At 69.2% G+C, this 15,958-nt stretch carries 13 protein-coding genes and 1 pseudogene; 9 read left to right on the forward strand and 5 right to left on the reverse strand.

Annotated elements, in window-relative coordinates:
* Positions 1-121: 121 nt before the first annotated feature.
* Both AC1DHD_RS06475 and AC1DHD_RS06480 read left to right on the forward strand, forming a co-directional pair.
* Entirely contained in the window at positions 122-1,075 is a 954-nt protein-coding gene (locus AC1DHD_RS06475) for an RluA family pseudouridine synthase (protein ID WP_476878938.1), read from the forward strand.
* 92 nt (positions 1,076-1,167) lie between these two features.
* Positions 1,168-1,812: a DedA family protein gene (locus AC1DHD_RS06480; RefSeq protein ID WP_476878926.1), complete on the forward strand. Its 645-nt coding sequence runs from the start codon at positions 1,168-1,170 to the stop codon at positions 1,810-1,812.
* A gap of 24 nt (positions 1,813-1,836) precedes the next feature.
* Here the strand turns inward: AC1DHD_RS06480 and AC1DHD_RS06485 are convergent, their stop codons facing one another.
* The 3 genes from AC1DHD_RS06485 to AC1DHD_RS06495 form a co-directional block, all read right to left on the reverse strand.
* On the reverse strand, positions 1,837-2,142 hold the full coding sequence (locus tag AC1DHD_RS06485; protein WP_476878927.1) for a hypothetical protein: 306 nt from the start codon (positions 2,140-2,142) through the stop codon (positions 1,837-1,839).
* 84 nt (positions 2,143-2,226) lie between these two features.
* Positions 2,227-5,046: a phosphoenolpyruvate carboxylase gene (gene ppc / locus AC1DHD_RS06490; protein WP_476878928.1), complete on the reverse strand. Its 2,820-nt coding sequence runs from the start codon at positions 5,044-5,046 to the stop codon at positions 2,227-2,229.
* Positions 5,047-5,200: 154 nt separating this feature from the next.
* Positions 5,201-5,881 carry an NADPH-dependent F420 reductase gene (locus tag AC1DHD_RS06495; RefSeq protein ID WP_476878929.1) on the reverse strand — a complete coding sequence of 227 codons (681 nt, stop codon included), beginning with the start codon at positions 5,879-5,881 and terminating at the stop codon, positions 5,201-5,203.
* Positions 5,882-6,013: 132 nt separating this feature from the next.
* On the opposite strand from AC1DHD_RS06495, the gene AC1DHD_RS06500 reads away from it, so the two are divergent.
* Both AC1DHD_RS06500 and AC1DHD_RS06505 read left to right on the forward strand, forming a co-directional pair.
* Complete coding sequence (locus AC1DHD_RS06500; protein ID WP_476878930.1) at positions 6,014-6,664, forward strand: TetR/AcrR family transcriptional regulator; 651 nt, start codon at positions 6,014-6,016, stop codon at positions 6,662-6,664.
* A complete protein-coding gene (locus AC1DHD_RS06505; RefSeq protein WP_476878931.1) occupies positions 6,651-7,478 on the forward strand; it encodes a DUF1684 domain-containing protein in 828 nt (275 codons plus the stop codon). The genes AC1DHD_RS06500 and AC1DHD_RS06505 overlap by 14 nt, the downstream gene beginning before the upstream one ends.
* A 25-nt stretch (positions 7,479-7,503) precedes the next feature.
* On the opposite strand, the gene AC1DHD_RS06510 is transcribed toward AC1DHD_RS06505, so the two are convergent.
* Together AC1DHD_RS06510 and AC1DHD_RS06515 are read right to left on the reverse strand one after the other, a co-directional pair.
* On the reverse strand, positions 7,504-8,721 hold the full coding sequence (locus AC1DHD_RS06510; RefSeq protein WP_476878932.1) for an acyl-CoA dehydrogenase family protein: 1,218 nt from the start codon (positions 8,719-8,721) through the stop codon (positions 7,504-7,506).
* Complete coding sequence (locus AC1DHD_RS06515; protein WP_476878933.1) at positions 8,718-9,524, reverse strand: SDR family NAD(P)-dependent oxidoreductase; 807 nt, start codon at positions 9,522-9,524, stop codon at positions 8,718-8,720. Before AC1DHD_RS06515 ends, AC1DHD_RS06510 begins: the two co-directional genes overlap by 4 nt.
* Before the next feature lie 160 nt (positions 9,525-9,684).
* Here AC1DHD_RS06515 and AC1DHD_RS06520 point away from each other — a divergent pair, with 160 nt between their 5' ends.
* The 5 genes and pseudogenes from AC1DHD_RS06520 to AC1DHD_RS06540 all read left to right on the forward strand — a co-directional run.
* Positions 9,685-10,974 (forward strand): glycoside hydrolase family 76 protein, encoded by a 1,290-nt coding sequence (locus tag AC1DHD_RS06520; protein WP_476878934.1) that lies wholly within the window; start codon positions 9,685-9,687, stop codon positions 10,972-10,974.
* A 165-nt stretch (positions 10,975-11,139) separates the two neighbouring features.
* The gene (locus AC1DHD_RS06525) at positions 11,140-12,189 is read left to right on the forward strand and encodes an iron ABC transporter substrate-binding protein (protein WP_476878935.1); all 1,050 of its coding nucleotides are present in this window, start codon (positions 11,140-11,142) and stop codon (positions 12,187-12,189) included.
* 3 nt (positions 12,190-12,192) lie between these two features.
* A complete protein-coding gene (locus AC1DHD_RS06530; RefSeq protein WP_476878936.1) occupies positions 12,193-13,785 on the forward strand; it encodes an ABC transporter permease in 1,593 nt (530 codons plus the stop codon).
* Positions 13,782-14,957: an ABC transporter ATP-binding protein gene (locus tag AC1DHD_RS06535; RefSeq protein ID WP_476878937.1), complete on the forward strand. Its 1,176-nt coding sequence runs from the start codon at positions 13,782-13,784 to the stop codon at positions 14,955-14,957. The genes AC1DHD_RS06530 and AC1DHD_RS06535 overlap by 4 nt, the downstream gene beginning before the upstream one ends.
* Positions 14,958-15,172: 215 nt before the next feature.
* Positions 15,173-15,958, forward strand: a pseudogene (locus AC1DHD_RS06540) (IS481 family transposase); the annotation flags it as partial.

Genomic DNA, 15,958 nt, shown 5'->3' on the forward strand with positions numbered 1-15,958 from the left:
CTGCTGGCCCGATGCTCAGATACGTCGCGCCAGCACGGAACCGTCGAAGTGGCCGGGGCGGAGGCCGGCGAACGGGAGCGAGGGGTGGGCGCAAGGGCGGGGCACGTAGAATGGACCGGTGATGCAATCCCCCCTGCCCGTACGTGACGGCGTGAATGCGACCCGCCTTCGCCTGCCGGAGGAGGGGCCGTGGGACACCGCCATGGAGTACATGATGCACCGCTGGGGCCACATCGACCCGCAGGGCATCGAGGACCGCTTTGACGCCGGCGAGATCGTGGGCGAGGCCGGCGTCCCGCTGGACCGCACCACCCCCCTGCGCCGCCACACCTTCATCTGGTACTACCGCTCCCTGCCGCCGGAGACGCGTATGCCCGTGGAGCTGAACATCCTGCACCAGGATGAACACCTGCTGGTGGTGGACAAGCCGCACTTCCTCCCCACCACGCCGGGCGGCACCTACATCCAGGAATCGGCCCTGGTCCGGCTGCGCAACCAGCTGGAGCTGCCGGACCTGATCCCCATGCACCGCCTCGACCGCATGACCGCCGGGATCCTGCTGCTCTCCACCAACCCGGAGACCCGCGGGAAGTACCAGGTGCTCTTCGAAAAGCGCCAGGTCCAGAAGGAGTACGAGTGCGTGTCCGCCGCGGAGCCCGCCGCCGGGCACCCCGCCGTCGACTTCCCCGTGGTGGTCCGGAACCGGATGACCAAGTCCCGCAGTTACCTGCTCGCCGAGGTCATCCCCGGTGAGCCCAACGCCGAGACCCGGATCGAGCGGCTGCGCTGCTTTGACGGGCCCGCCCGGGCGGGAGCGGCCGACGACGGCGGCCCGCGCCGCGCGCTGTACCGGCTGGAGCCGCACTCGGGCAAGACGCACCAGCTGCGAGTGCATATGGCGTCGCTGGGACTCGGGATCGTGAACGACGCGTTCTACCCCGACCTGCTGGATAAGGCGCCGGACGACTACACCAGACCCCTGCAGCTGCTGGCGCGCGGCATCCGCTTCGTCGACCCCATCTCGGGCGCCGCGGTGGAGTACCGCAGCCGGCTTACCCTTTCCGAGTCCCGCTAGCCCGCTAGCCCGCTAGCCGCGGGCGCGCCGCGCGCCCACCCGCATCGAACCACACCGCGCCCACCCCGCCGGATATGCGATACCTTGTGCCCATGGACCTGGCCAACGCGGACACCTGGGGAGCCGCGATCTATTTCTGGATCATCCCCGTGGTCCTTGGCGACGCCATCTTCCCGCCGGTCCCCTCCGAAATGCTGGTCATCACCGGCGGCGCCCTGTCGGCCGACGGCCGCGCCAACGTTTTCCTCGTGGCGTTCCTCGCCGCGGTGGCGTCCTGGCTCGGCGACCTCCTGGTGTTCCAGCTGTTCAAACGGCGGCTCAGCCATGTGCTGGACCGGTGGAGCTGGGGCCGGAAATTCCACAGCGGGGTCCACCTCGCCATCGCCCGGGCCGGCCGCTCGTCAACTTACGGGGCGATCATCGGGATCCGGTTCATCCCCGGCGGCCGGCTCGCCACCACGGCAGCGGCCGGGATTGCCAACGTGTCCACCCGCGGCTTCAGTTTCTGCGCGGCCCTGGGCGGCACGCTGTGGGCGGTGTGGTCCGTGGCCCTCGGCTACGTCACGGGCTCGGCCACCAAGCTGCCCTTTTGGGCCAGTTCGCTGATCGGGGTGGGAGTGGGCCTGGTGATCGGCGCCGTCGTCGGAGTGATCGTCACGCGCCGCCGCGGCAGCCGCTCCCCTGTGGTGGAGCCCGGTTCCCCCGGCGCGGATCCCGACGCCGAACTCGACTTCTAGGCCGGCGCTGCCGCCGACGGGCCGCTAGACCGGGGCCCAGCGGCCGCGGTTGCGCCGAAGCACCGTAAGCGTCCCGGTGACTGCCACGCGCTCGACGGCGTCGCGCATCATGGCGGCCGACTCCAGCGCCTGGCTGTTCTCCGCGGCATAGGCCGTGGCGTCCACCAGGAAACGCAGGTTCAGCTGCGGGACGCCGCCGGCGAGTTCCAGCTGGTTCGACTCCATGTGGTGCCGCGTCCCGAGCACCTCCACGGCCGTTGCCATCACGGCCTCCGGCGGGTTGCCCGGCTTGAGCCCGGTGATTTTGAGTCTGGTCTGGAACGACGGCATAAAACCACCCTAGCCGGAGCCAGCAGGACGCAAGCCAGCGCGGACCGCCCCGGCCGAGAGCGCCCCGGCCGAAACCCCGGGCCCCTACCCCGTATTGCGCAGCCCGGCAGCCACACCGTTGACGGTGATCAGCATGGCGCGCTGGAGCCGCTCGTCGATCTCGGCATTGGACATGTCCGTCCCGGCAGCGGATTCGGCGCGGACACGGCGGAGCAGCTCCACCTGCAGGTAGCTGATCGGATCGAGGTACTGGTCCCGGATTTCGAGCGAGCGCTTGAGGGTGGGCTGGGCGTCCAGCAGCAGGTTCTCACCAGTCAGGTTCTGGATTTCGGCGACCGTGAGCTCGTACTCGGCCCGGATGGCGTGGAACAGGTGGTGCAGCTCCTCCGGGACCAGGGTAGAGACGTAGTAGCCGGCGATGTCCATGTCGGTCTTGGCCAGGGTCATTTCGACGTTGGAGAGCACCGAACGGAAGAAGTGCCACCCGTCCATCATCTCCACCAACTGGGCCGTGTGGCCGGCCTCGCGGGCCGCCTTGAGTCCCGAGCCGACGCCGAACCAGCCGGGAACGATCTGCCGCGACTGGGTCCAGCCGAACACCCACGGGATGGCCCGGAGCCCCTCCAGCCCGGCCCCGGAATCGGGGCGTTTGGACGGCCGGGACCCGATGTTCAGCGACCCCAGCTGCTCCACCGGGGTGGAGGCCATAAAGTAGGCCGGCAGGTCCGGGTCATCGATCAGTGTCCGGTACCGGGCGAACGCGGCGTCCGAGATGGTTTCCATCACGTGGCCGTACCGCTCCCGCTGGTCCTCGGAGGTGCGCGGGGTGCGGTGCAGCGCSGAWCCCTGSAGCACCGCGGCGAGGGAGAGTTCCAGGTTTTCGCGGGCGAGCTCCGGCAGCGAGTACTTGTCCGAGATCACCTCGCCCTGTTCGGTGAACTTGATCTCGCCCTCCAGGACGCCGTTGGGCTGGGCCATGATGGCGTCATAGGTGGGCCCGCCGCCGCGGCCCACCGACCCGCCGCGGCCGTGGAAGAGCCGCACCCGCACGCCGTGCTTCGCTGCGACGTCGCGCAGCTTCCGCTGGGTTTTGTAGATTTCCCACTGGCTGGTCATCACCCCGGATTCCTTATTGGAGTCCGAATAGCCAAGCATGATCTCCTGCACGTCGCCGCGCAGCCGGACCACCTCGCGGTAGGAAGCGTCGGAGAGCAGCGCATCGACGATCTCGGCCGAGGCCCGCAGCTCCTCCACGGTCTCCAGCAGCGGGGCGAACCCGATCTTCGCGTAGGGCGCCTCACCGAAGACGTTCACCAGCCCGGCCTCGCGGGCCAGCACGACGGCGGCCAGGACGTCGTCTGCGCCGCGGGTCATGGACACAATGTAGGTCTCGATGACGTCCGGGCCGTAGGTGCGCAGGGCGCGGCGGATCTCGCGGAAGACGTCGTAGGTGCCGTCCGCGACGCCGTCGAGCTTGATCGGGTGGCCGGAGAGCGGTCGCCGGGACGCGAGCTCGGAGCCGAGAACCTCCAGCCGCTCGGCCCGGCTCAGTTCGGCGTACCGCACGCCGGGGCCGCCGAGCCGGTCCATCAGCTGGCCGACGGCGTCGTGGTGGTGGTCGGCGTGTTCCCGGATGTCCAGGGTGGCCAGGTGCAGGCCGAAGGAGGAAATCGCGCGCCGGACGCGGGCCAGGGCACCGTCGGCGGCGAGGGCGGCGTGGTGGTTCCGGAGCGAGGTTTCCAGCAGTCCCAGCTCGGCCAGGAGTTCGGCGGTGGCGGCGTAGTCCCGGCCCGGCTCGTGGGCGGACCCGGCCGCAACCCGGCGCCCGGTGTTGAGCAGCTTCGCCTTGATGCAGGTGAGTTTGAGCCTGTACGGTTCCTGCGCGTTCAGTTCCAGGACGCGGCGGTCCAGGCCCGGCAGGTTCTTCAGGTCGACGTCGATCGAGTCCAGCAGTGCCTGGTCCGCCCCGGCGAGCGCCGTGGAGTTGGACAGGATGGAGATCAGCCCGTCGATCAGGCCGATGCTGATCCGGACGGCGTGCTGGTTCTGGATCTGCAGGATTTCGCGGGTGACGGCCGCGGTGACGTTGGGGTTGCCGTCCCGGTCCCCGCCGATCCAGGACCCGAAGCGGATCGGCGCCTTGGTGACCGGCAGGCTGACCCCGTGGTCGCCGAGGAGTTCGGAGAGGTCCGAGAGCATCTCCGGCATGGCGTCCCCGAGGATCCCGGTTAGGTAGTAGATGGCGTTCCGGGCCTCATCCACGGGGGTGGGCCGGACCTGCCGGAGCTCGTCGGTCTGCCACATCTGGTCGATTACCTCGGCCAGCTGGCGGTCCTGGCGGCGTCGGGCCGCGGTCCCGTCGAGGGTGGCCTCGGACAGCACGTCGGAGAGCCGGCGGATCTTGTCCAGCACGGAACGGCGCGAGGCCTCCGTGGGGTGCGCGGTGAAGATCGGCCGCACGTCGAGCTCATCCACCACGTCCTGCAGCACACCCGGGCCGGCCTGCTCCGCGATGTCCGCGACGGCCCTGGCCAGCCAGCCGTCCTTCTCCTGCCGGTTCCGCAGCCCGCGCACCCGGTGGACCTGCTCGGCGGCGTTGGCCAGGTGGAAGTAGAACGCGAAGGCCCGGACCAGGTCGGTGGCCTGCTCGAGCGGCAGGGAGCCGAGCAGTTCCCGGACCTGGGCGACGACGTCGTACGAGCTCCAGGGACCCGTGGCGTCGGCGCCGCCGCGGGCAGCCTCCTTGGATTCCTTGGTCAGCAGGCGCACCTGCTCCACGAGGTCCAGGAGTTCCGGGCCGTGCTGGCGGACCAGGGATTCGCCGAGCAGGGTGGACACCCGGCGGACGTCAGCGCGGAGTTCGGAGGCGAGGTCCGAGGCGGAAGTCATTGCAGTGTCAGCCATGGAAACAATCTTTCGAGGGTTCGACTTGGCTCGTACACTGCGCTGGATACTGTGAGCCGGGTTACTTATACCCATGGGATGTTACCCGGCTCACGGTGCGCCGTGGAATCCGTCTCAGATAGTGTCCGCCCCCTTGCCGTTCGAGGCCCGGGGCCTAGCGGGCGATCTTGAAGTTGAAGTCCGCGTTCCCGAGGGCACCCCAGAGCCGCAGCCAGACCGGCAGGAGCATCTCCGTGCCGCGGGCCGTGGTGATGTCGCCCAGGTCGATGATGTCGCGGTGCCCCAGGTCCGCCAGCAGGCCGGACACCGCGGCCTTGGCGCCGGCGTCGTTGCCGGAGACGAAGACCGAGTGGTCGCCGCCGGCCACACTTGCCGGGTCCACCATGATCGCGGCGTTCATCGTGTTGAGGGTCTTGACCACCCGGGCGTCGGGGAACGCCCGCTGGATCTGCTCGCCGAGGCTGTCCGTGTTCACCGGGTTCAACGACGGCGGGAAGCCCTGGGAGAAGTCGAGCGGGTTCGCGATGTCCACAATGACCTTGCCGGCCAGGTTGTCGGCGCCGGCGGCGTTCAGCGCCTCCAGGGATCCGGTCCCATTGGTGGCGTTGACAACAATGTCGCTGCCGGCCGCGGCCTCGGCGAAGGTGGCCAGCGCAATGTCGGAATGTTCCGTGTGCCACTGGGCGAAGGGGACGCCGCCCATCGGGCCGGCCTCGGTCCGGGCCAGGGTGGCCTGCGGGTCCCGGGTGCCGATAGCGACGTTGTGGCCGAGCTTTGCCAGGGCGCCTGCGACCGTGGGGCCAACGGTGCCGGTGCCGAAGACTGCGATTTTCATGGGGACCTCACGGGTTTCGGATTATGGGGTAGACAGAACCGTCTACCATCTGGCGAGACGTTATCAGACAGAACTGTCTACGGCAAGACCCGGCAAGCTGGATAGACAGACTGGTCTGTGTACCATGAAGCTATGACCGCGACAGCCCCAGCGCCCACTGCCGGGCCCCGGGCTGTCCGGACGCCGGCCGGCCAGGCGAAGGACAAGATCCTGGCAACGGCATTCCGGCTCTTTTATGCCCAGGGCCTCCGGGCGGCCGGGATCGATACGATCATTGCCGAGTCCGGCGTCGCCAAGGCCACCTTCTATAAGTACTTTCCGGCCAAGGACGACCTGATCCTGGCCTATCTCGAGCGGGTCGACGGGGTCTGGAGCGGGCAGCTGCACGCCGCCGCCGACGCCGCTGGGCCGGCACCCGCGGACCAGCTGGTGGGCCTCTTCGACGCCCTCTCCACCGCGTGCCGCCGGGACGGTTACCGCGGCTGCGCGTTCATCAATGCCGCCGCCGAATCCGCCGCCGGCACCCGGGTGCACGAACGGACTGTCGCCCATAAGCAACAGATCCTGGCGTGGATCAGGTCCCTGGCCGCGGAGGCCGGCGCCCCGGACCCGGACGGCCTGGCGCGGAGCCTGACCCTGGTCCTCGACGGCGGCCTGGCCAGCGGGGTCCTCGACGCCGACCCCGCCGCGCCCGCCGCAGCCCGCGCCACCGCCGCCGCGCTGGTCGCGGCCGCCCTCGCACCCCCGCCCGCTACCAGGAGTGACGCCCGTGACCACAGCTGAGACCCCCGCCGACCCGCAGCTTGCCCGCTGGCAGCGCTTCCGCACCAGCCGGAACACCGCCCTCGCGAGTGACTACGGCTGGCTGACCCTGACCTCGTTCCAATGGCTGGAGGACTCCCCCGCCGCCGTCGACCTCGCGCCGGGGCTGTGGTCAACGGACGGCACGGCAGCGTTCCTCACCGCCGCCGCGGCGGACGGGCTGACGCTGGTGGAGTCCGGCGACCCCGTGGACGGGACAGTCAGCGCGGAACTGGCCGACGAGGAATCCCTCCTGTGGGTCCAGTACGGCGGCACGGACGGCCGGCAGGTGGTGGTGGAACTCGCCATGCGCGCGGACAAATACGCGATCCGGACCCGCGATTCGGCGTCGCCGGTCTTCACCGGGTTCAGCGGCGTTCCCACCTTCGACTACCGGCCCGACCTCGTCATCGAGGCGCGSTAYACGCCCTACCCCGAGCCGGTGGACGTGCCCATCGGAACCGCCAACCCGCTGGTCGACGGTGTGCACCGCTCCGTCGGCGAGCTCGTCTTCCGGCTTCCCGGCCAGGAGCACGAAAGCCGCCTGCAGGCCGAAGAAGAGAAGCTCGGTGCCCTGACGGTCACGTTCCACGACGAGACCAACGGCGAGAGCACCGACGAGTGGCGCAAGGTCTCCACGGCCCGGCCGCGGCCGGACAACACCGTGATCCTGGACTTCAACCGGGCCATCAACTACCCCAGCGCGTTCACCCCGTACGGCACCTGCCCCATGCCGGTGAAGAACAACAGCCTGGACTACCGGATCGAGGCCGGCGAGAAGCAGCCCTTCGCCTAGCGGTACCCCGGACAGGCGGCCGGGGTCAGGCGATCGCGGAGACCCCGGTGACCGCGMGGCCCACGATCAGGGTGTTGATCTCGTAGGAACCCTCGTAGGTGTAGATCGCCTCGGCGTCGGCGAAAATCTTCGCCATCCGGTAATCGGTGACGATCCCGTTGCCGCCCAGCAGGGACCGGCCCATCGCCACGGTTTCCCGCATCCGGGCGCTCACGTAGGACTTCGCCAGCGCCACCTGGGGCATATCCGCCGCGCCCCGGTCCTGCAGCTGCGCGATCCGGACCATCATGCCCATACTCGCCACCGCGTTCCCCAGCATGGTCACCAGCTGCTGCTGGACCAGCTGGAACTTCGCCAGCGGCCGGCCGAACTGCTGGCGTTCGACGGCGTGCTGCCGGGCGACGTCGAACGCCGCCAGCTGCTGCCCCACACCCTGCCAGGCGACCATGATCCGCGACCCGCGCAGCAGCTCGTTGGTGTCATCGAAGCTGTTGATCCCGGCGAACCGGTCCGATTCGGCCACCCGGACGTCCTCGAAGACAATGTCGGCGTTCTGCACGGTCCGCAGCGCGATCTTGTTCTCGATCCGGCTCCGGCTCACACCCGGCAACGTGGCGTCGACGATGAACCCGCGGATGCCGCCGTCGGCCTCGTCGCGGGCCCAGACCAGCATGTAGTCGCAAAACGTCCCGTTCCCGATCCAGCGCTTGGCGCCGTTGAGCACCCAGTAATCGCCGTCCTCCCCGCCGGAGACCCGGCGGGCGGTGGTCTCCATGCCGCCGGCGACGTCGGATCCGTGGTCCGGTTCGGTCAGCGCGAAGGCCCCGGTGGTGCGCAGGTTGGCCGCGTCCGCGAGCAGCCGGGCCTTCTGGTCCGCCGAGCCGAACCCGTAGAGGGACTCCACGAAAAGGTCATGGTGGACCAGGAAGAAGGTGGCCAGCGAGGTGTCCACCCGGGTCATCTCGGCGATGACGAGGCCGGCGAAGAGGTTACTGTAGCCGCGCTGGGTGGGCGCGCTGAGTTCGAGCGCCGCGAGTTTGGGCAGGATGTGTGCCGGGAACTCGGCGTCGTTCCACCACCGGGTGGCGAACGGCGCCACCTCGCGGGCCAGGAACTCCCGCAGCTCGGCCACTTTCGCCTGCTCGGCGGCGCTGAGGAGCGACTCGAAATCGAAGAAGTCGGCGGTCGGCAGTCCGGAGAGGGCCGGGTCCACGGGGGCAGTGGCGTCCACGGCGAGGGTCACTTCGGTCCCATCCGGATGGCGCCGTCGAGCCGGATGGTCTCGCCGTTGAGCATGGCGTTCTCCACGATGTGCGCTGCCAGGTTGGCGTATTCGGCGGGGCGGCCCAGCCGGGACGGGTGCGGTACCTGGCTGCCCAGCGAGTCCTGGGCCTCCTGCGGGAGTCCGGCCATCATGGGGGTCTCGAAGATCCCGGGGGCGATGGTGACGACGCGGATCAGCGAGCGCGCCAGCTCGCGGGCGATCGGCAGGGTCATCGCCGCCACGGCCCCCTTGGAGGCCGCGTAGGCGGGCTGGCCGATCTGCCCGTCGAAGGCTGCGACGGAGGCCGTGTTGATGATGACGCCGCGTTCGGCCCCGCCCAGCTCCGTGTGCGCGGGCTCGGTGGCAGCCATTGCGGCCGCGGCCAGGCGGATGACGTTGAACGTGCCCACGAGGTTGATCTGGATGACGCGGCTGAAGGTCTCCAGCGGGAGCACTCCGTCGCGGCCCAGCACCTTGCCGGGGGTGGCAATGCCGGCGCAGTTGACCACGATCCGCAGCGGGCCGAGGGCGACAGCGGCGTCCACGGCGGCCTGCACCTGCTCTTCGCTGGTCACGTCCGCGGGGACGAAAACGGCGCGGTTTGCCGTGTCGGCCCGGCCRCCGGCCTGTGCGTTCAGTTCGGCCGCGAGGCCCTCCCCGGCGGAGGCGGGGAGATCAACCAGCACAACCGAGGCGCCGGCAGCGAACAGCCGCCGGGCCGTGGCGGCACCCAGCCCGGATGCACCGCCCGTGATCAGCGCGACAGTACCCAAGACGTCCATACATCCTCCTTGATGTGGAACCGCACCCCGGCCGTGGACTTCACGCAGCCCACCGGCGCCAGGGAACATTAGTTAGTACAGGTTAACTGGAATGCCAATATTGCGCACGTCGGACGCGGGAATCCGTGCCGGGGATACCGCCGCCACTAGGCTTGGTCCCATGACCGCAGCATCCGCCCATGCCCCCGCCACGAACTGGTCCTTCCGCGCCGACGAGGCCGCCCGTTCCGTGACCCGGCTGTTCGGGCAGCGCCTCTTCTTCCTGCCCGGCACGCACATCGCTGCGATCACCCGCCCGTCGGGCCGGCTGAAGAACCTCGCACGGCCGTGGCACTACTGGTGGCAGGCGCACTACGTTGACTGCCTCGTGGACGCCGGACRCCGCGAACTCGGCGGCGAGGGCCACACGCCGGCGAAGTTCGACGGCGACAACCTGCCCAGCGCCGGCAAGCTCGCGTCCCGCCTGGTCACCGGCATCCGGCTGCGCAACTTCCTGACCGTGGTCAACAGCTTTTACGACGACATGGCCTGGCTGGCCCTTGCCACCCTGCGGCTCGAGACGCTGGCCGAGGACACCCGCAAAAGCTCCGGGCGGCGGCGCAACGCCAAGGTCCTCAAGAGCCTGACCCTGCAGTTCGACTCGGCCTCGACCGACGACCTGGGCGGCGGCACGTTCTGGAGCAAGAAACGCGACTTCAAGAACACGCCGGCCACGGCCCCGATCGCCCTGTACTACGCCCGCACCGGACAGGCGGCCCGGGCGCAGGCCCTGCTGGACTGGCTGGACGCCAGGCTCTTCGACCCCGAGCAGGGGATGTACCAGGACGGCCTCCGGATTGCCCCCGGCGGCGACCTGGTGCTGGAGAGCGCCATCTATACCTACAACCAGGGCCCGGTACTTGGCGCCCTGCTGGAGCTGGGCGGGGAGGCGAACCTGCAGCGGGCGGCCGCACTGGTGGCGGCGGTGGGGCGCAGCCTCACGGTCGAGGCGCCGCTGATGGGCCGCAAGGCCACCGTCCTGCGCTCCGAGGGAACCGGCGACGGCGGCCTGTTCACCGGGATCCTGGTCCGCTACCTCGCCCTGGCCGCCGTCGACGAACGGCTGCCCGACGAGACCCGGACCGAGGCGGCCCGCCTCGTCACGGACACCGCGGAGGCCTTCTGGGAGGGCCGGCGCCTGGTGGCGGCGCAGGAGCCTCTGGCGCGCAACGGCGCACGGCTGGTCTTTGCGGCCCGGCCCGAGCTGCCGGCCCGGCGCAGCTACCCGGCGGGTTCCGCCGTTGAACTCTCCACCCAGCTGCAGGCCTGGATGGTGCTGGAGGCAGCGGCGTCCATCGCCGGGAAGCTGCCCGTCGTCGAACCTGCCAAGGTCGACGCCGAGCGCGGGGCAGCCAGCGCCCCGGACGTTTCGGACGCTTCGGAGGCCCTGGAGACGCCCGAGGCCAATTAGGTCACGCAATAGTTTCGTAATTCATGTGATCCTCCTCACTTAAGGCACTCTCGGCTTGGTTGCTTAGGTTTGGCTAACCTACAGTTTTTCGTAGTGAGCATCCCCTAACTTCCCCGCTCACGGAGGTTAGGCACCTACGACCTTTTCCTTGCAGAAAGTAGCCTCATGAAGATCCGCAACAACGCGCTGGCCGGCATTGCCCTCGCCGCCACCGCCGCGCTCAGCCTCGCAGCCTGTGGCACCGGCGCCTCCTCCGGCAGCACTACCGGAGCCGATGGCAAGCCTGCCCGTGAAATCACCGTCTACAACGCCCAGCACGAATCACTGACCAAGGAATGGGTGGACGCCTTCACGGCGGAGACCGGCATCAAGGTCACCGTCCGCCAGGGCGACGACACCGAGATGTCCAACCAGATCATCCAGGAAGGCGCGGCCTCGCGGGCCGACGTGTTCCTCACCGAAAACTCCCCCGCCATGGCCCAGGTGGAAAATGCCGGCCTCTTTGCGGACGTGGACAAGGCCACCGTCGACCAGGTCCCCGCAGGGTTCCGCCCGTCCACCAACAAGTGGACGGGCATCGCCGCCCGCTCCACCGTGCTGGTCTACGACAAGGCCAAGCTGAGCGCTGACAAGCTGCCCAAGTCCATGCTGGACCTGGCCAAGCCCGAGTGGAAGGGCAAGTGGGCGGCGTCGCCCTCCGGCGCCGACTTCCAGGCGATCGTCTCGGCCCTGCTGGAACTCAAGGGCGAGGCCGCCACCGAGGAATGGCTCAAGGGCATGAAGGAGAACTTCAAGGCCTACAAGGGAAATAGCACGGCCATGAAGGCCGTCAACGCCGGTGAAGTGGATGCCGCCCTGATCTACCACTACTACTACTACGGCGACCAGGCCAAGACCGGCGAGAACTCGAAGAACGTCACGCCGTACTACTTCAAGAACCAGGATCCCGGCGCGTTTGTCTCGGTCTCCGGCGGCGGTGTGCTCAAGTCCTCGAAGAACGCCGCAGCCGCCCAGGCGTTCCTGAAGTTCATCACCGGCAAGAAAGGCCAGGAAGTCCTGCAGAAGGGCACGTCCTTCGAGTACCCGGTGGGCTCCGAGGTCGCGGCCAACGGGAAGCTGGTACCGGTGAAGGAACTGCAGGCACCCACGGTCGATCCGGCCAAGCTGAATTCCGCCAAGGTCACCGACCTGATGACCAAGGCAGGCCTGCTCTAAGCGGTGACAAAAACGCTGGCTGCTCCCGGAACCACCGGCGGCACGACGACGGCGGGCAGGGCCACGCGGCCCCGCCCGCCTTTCGGCGTCTCGGTTGTGTCGATCCTGGCCGTCCTGATCGCCCTGTTCTCCCTGGTCCCGCTCGGCTACGTGGCGTTTATGACGGTCGCGACCGGCTGGGACACCGCCGTCGGCCTGATCTTCCGGGCCCGGGTGGGTGAACTGCTGCTCAACACCGTGCTGCTGATGGTGATCACCGTGCCGCTGTGCGTGGTCCTCGGCGTCGGCGGCGCCTGGCTGGTCGAACGCACCAACCTCAAGGGCCACAAGTGGTGGGCGGTGCTGCTGGCCGCGCCGCTCGCGGTGCCGGCGTTCGTCAACAGCTACGCGTGGGTCTCCGCCGTCCCCTCGATGGGCGGGCTGTGGTCCGGCGTGCTGATCGCCACCCTGTCCTACTTCCCCCTGGTCTACATCCCGGCCGCCGCGACGCTCAGCCGCCTCGACCCCGCCATCGAACAGTCCGCCGCGTCCCTGGGCCTTGGCGCGTGGCGCGCCTTCTTCCGCGTGGTGCTGCCCCAGCTCCGGATCGCGATGACCGGCGGCGCGCTGCTGGTCTCCCTGCACCTGCTGGCCGAGTACGGCGCGTTCGCGATGATCCGCTTTGACACCTTCACCACCGCGATCATGGTCCAGTACCAGTCCACCTTCAACGGAACGGCCGGAAACATGCTGGCCAGCGTGCTGGTCTTCTTTTGCCTGATCCTGCTCCTGGTCGAAGTCCGCGGCCGCGGCACTGCCCGGTACGCCCGGGTCGGTTCCGGCGCGCAGGCCAGGGCGCTGCGGCTGCCGCTGCACGCCTACCAGCTGCCGGCGCAGTTCTCCCTTCTGGCCCTCACCGCCCTGGCCTTCGGGCTTCCCCTGACGTTTGTGGTGCGCTGGATCGTCGCCGGCGGCCCCGCTATCTGGTCCGCGGACGAGTTCCTGCCGGCACTGCTGCAGACCCTCGGCTACGGCCTGGCCGGGGCGGCGGCCACCACCGTGGTCGCGTTCCCCATGGCCTACCTCGCGGTGCGGCATCCGGGCTGGTTCAGCAAGGCCCTGGAACTCTCCAACTACGTCACCAGCTCCATGCCGGGGATCGTCGTCGGCCTGGCCTTCGTGACCGTGAGCATCCGGATGGCCCCGGACCTCTACCAGACCACGGCCCTGCTGGTCTCCGCGTACGTGTTGCTGTTCCTGCCCCGCGCCCTCGTGAATATCCGCTCAGGGCTGTCGCAGGCGCCCAAGGAGCTCGACGAGGCAGCCCAGGCCCTCGGCAAACCGCCGCTGCTGGCCTTCCTGCGGGTCACCCTGCGGCTGACCGCACCGGCTGCCGCCGGCGGGGCCGCCCTGGTGTTCCTGGGGATCGTCAATGAGCTGACGGCCACCCTGCTGCTCTCGCCCAACGGCACGCGCACCCTGGCCACGGAATTCTGGAGCAAGAGCAGCGAAATCGACTACGCCGGCGCTGCGCCGTACGCCCTGTTGATGATCCTGATCTCGGCGCCCATGACCTACCTTCTCTTCCAGCAGTCCAAGAAAGCAGCGGGACAGTGACCGAACAAAACCCCTCCCGGCTCCCCGAACCCCGGATCGCGGCCTCCGTGGCGCCCAGCACCAACAGCCACCTGGAAGTCGAGGCCGTCACGAAGAACTTCGGCTCCCAGGCGGTCCTCAAGGGCGTCAACCTCTCCGTCGCCAAGGGCGGGACGACGGCGATCGTGGGACCCTCCGGCTCGGGCAAGACCACCCTGCTGCGCCTGATTGCCGGTTTTGAACACCCCGACACCGGCACCATCGCCCTCAACGGCCGCACCGTGGCCGGGGACGGGCTCTGGGTCCCCGCGCACAAACGGCATGTTGGCTACGTCGCCCAGGACGGCGCCCTCTTCCCGCATCTGACCGTGGGGCAGAACATCGCGTTCGGCCTCGACGCCGGCAAACTCGACGGCGGCCACCGCGGCGTCAAGGCACGCGTGGCCGAACTGCTCGAAATGGTTGCCCTGGACCCGGCCATGGCCAAGCGGCGCCCGCACCAGCTCTCCGGCGGCCAGCAGCAGCGCGTCGCCCTGGCCCGCGCGCTGGCCCGCGAGCCGGAACTGATGCTGCTGGATGAGCCGTTCTCCGCGCTCGACGCCGGGCTGCGTGTCGCCACCCGGCGGGCCGTCGGCACTGTCCTCCACGACGCCGGGGTCACCACCATCCTGGTCACCCACGACCAGGCCGAGGCGCTGTCCTTCGCGGACCAGGTGGCCGTGATGCGCGGCGGCAAACTCGCCCAGATCGGCAACCCGTTTGTGGTCTACACCCGCCCGGCGGACCGGGCCACCGCGGAATTCCTTGGCGACGCGGTCATCCTCGACGCCTGGATGGAAGGCTCCCTGGCCACCTGCTCCCTCGGCGGCATCCCCGTCCGCCGGCCCCCGGCGCAGGGCCGCGTCCAGCTGATGCTCCGCCCCGAGCAGATCCGCATCGCCGAGGACGGCCCCATCCGGGGCACCGTGGTGGACACGGACTACTTCGGCCCCGAAACCACCGTCCGGCTGAAACTGGCCGTTCCCCCCGTCCTGGCCGAAGGGGCCGTCGCGGACCACCGCTACCCCGGCGGCGGCGAGGTCATCACCATCCGGCACTGGAACGCCTCCATCGCCCGTCCCGGCACCGAGCTGTGCCTGCGTGTGGTGGGCGAGGCCGTCGCCTTCCCGATGGAGGACCCGGCCGACGGCTGAGGCCCCCCGCTGTCCGCACATACCCGGCGTTGCGGCGCTGCCTGGCCATGCCCGGCCCGCGGTCAGCCCTAGGTGTACTGGGCCGGGACGTTGTTGACACTTAGGGCTTGAAAACGAGGAGGACCTCCGGGCTAAGTGGAGCTGTCTAATTCACACACTTCGCGCTCGGAGGTCCTCGTGTCCCACGTTAATGCCCGACTGACAGTTCATGGAAGACATCACCGGCCCGGACGAGCGCCGAGCGTGAACAGGCCGTCCTGGCCGCCCGGCGGTCCTCACGGTTCGGGCCCTCGCGGATCGCGGCGCTGACCGGGGTCCCGGCCCGAACCGTGGGCAGGATCCTGCACCGCCACGGTGTGCCGCACCTAGCGGATTGTGATCCGCTGACCGGCGCCCCGATCCGGGCGACCAGGACCACGGCGAATCGGTACGAACGCTCACGSCCCGGGGAACTGATCCACCTGGATGTGAAGAAACTCGGCCGCATCCCGGACGGCGGCGGCTGGCGGGCCCACGGCCGCTCGGAACAGGTAAAGGGGCGCGGGATCGGTTACGACTACGTCCACGTCGCGATCGATGACCACACCCGTGTCGGCTACGCCGAAGTTCTCCCCGACRAGAAGGGCGCCACCGCCGCAGGGTTCCTCACCCGCGCCGCAGGCTACTTCGCCGGGCACGGCATCGGCCGGATCGAACGAGTCCTCACCGACAACGCCTTCGCCTACCGCAACTCCAACGCGTTCCGCCAGGCAGTCGCCAACCTCGGGGCGGAACAGCGGTTCATCAAGCCCCACTGTCCCTGGACCAACGGCAAAGCCGAACGCTTCAACCGCACCCTGCAAACCGAATGGGCCTACCGGCAGACCTTCACCAGCAGCAACCACCGCCAAGCCGCCCTTGCGCCCTGGCTCAAGCACTACAACACTGAACGCATCCACACCGGCATCGGCACCACACCCATCAACCGAGTGTCACCAACCTTGTGGCCCAGTACACCTAGG

The sequence above is a fragment of the Arthrobacter sp. 05L45_2 genome (genome assembly GCF_056397525.1).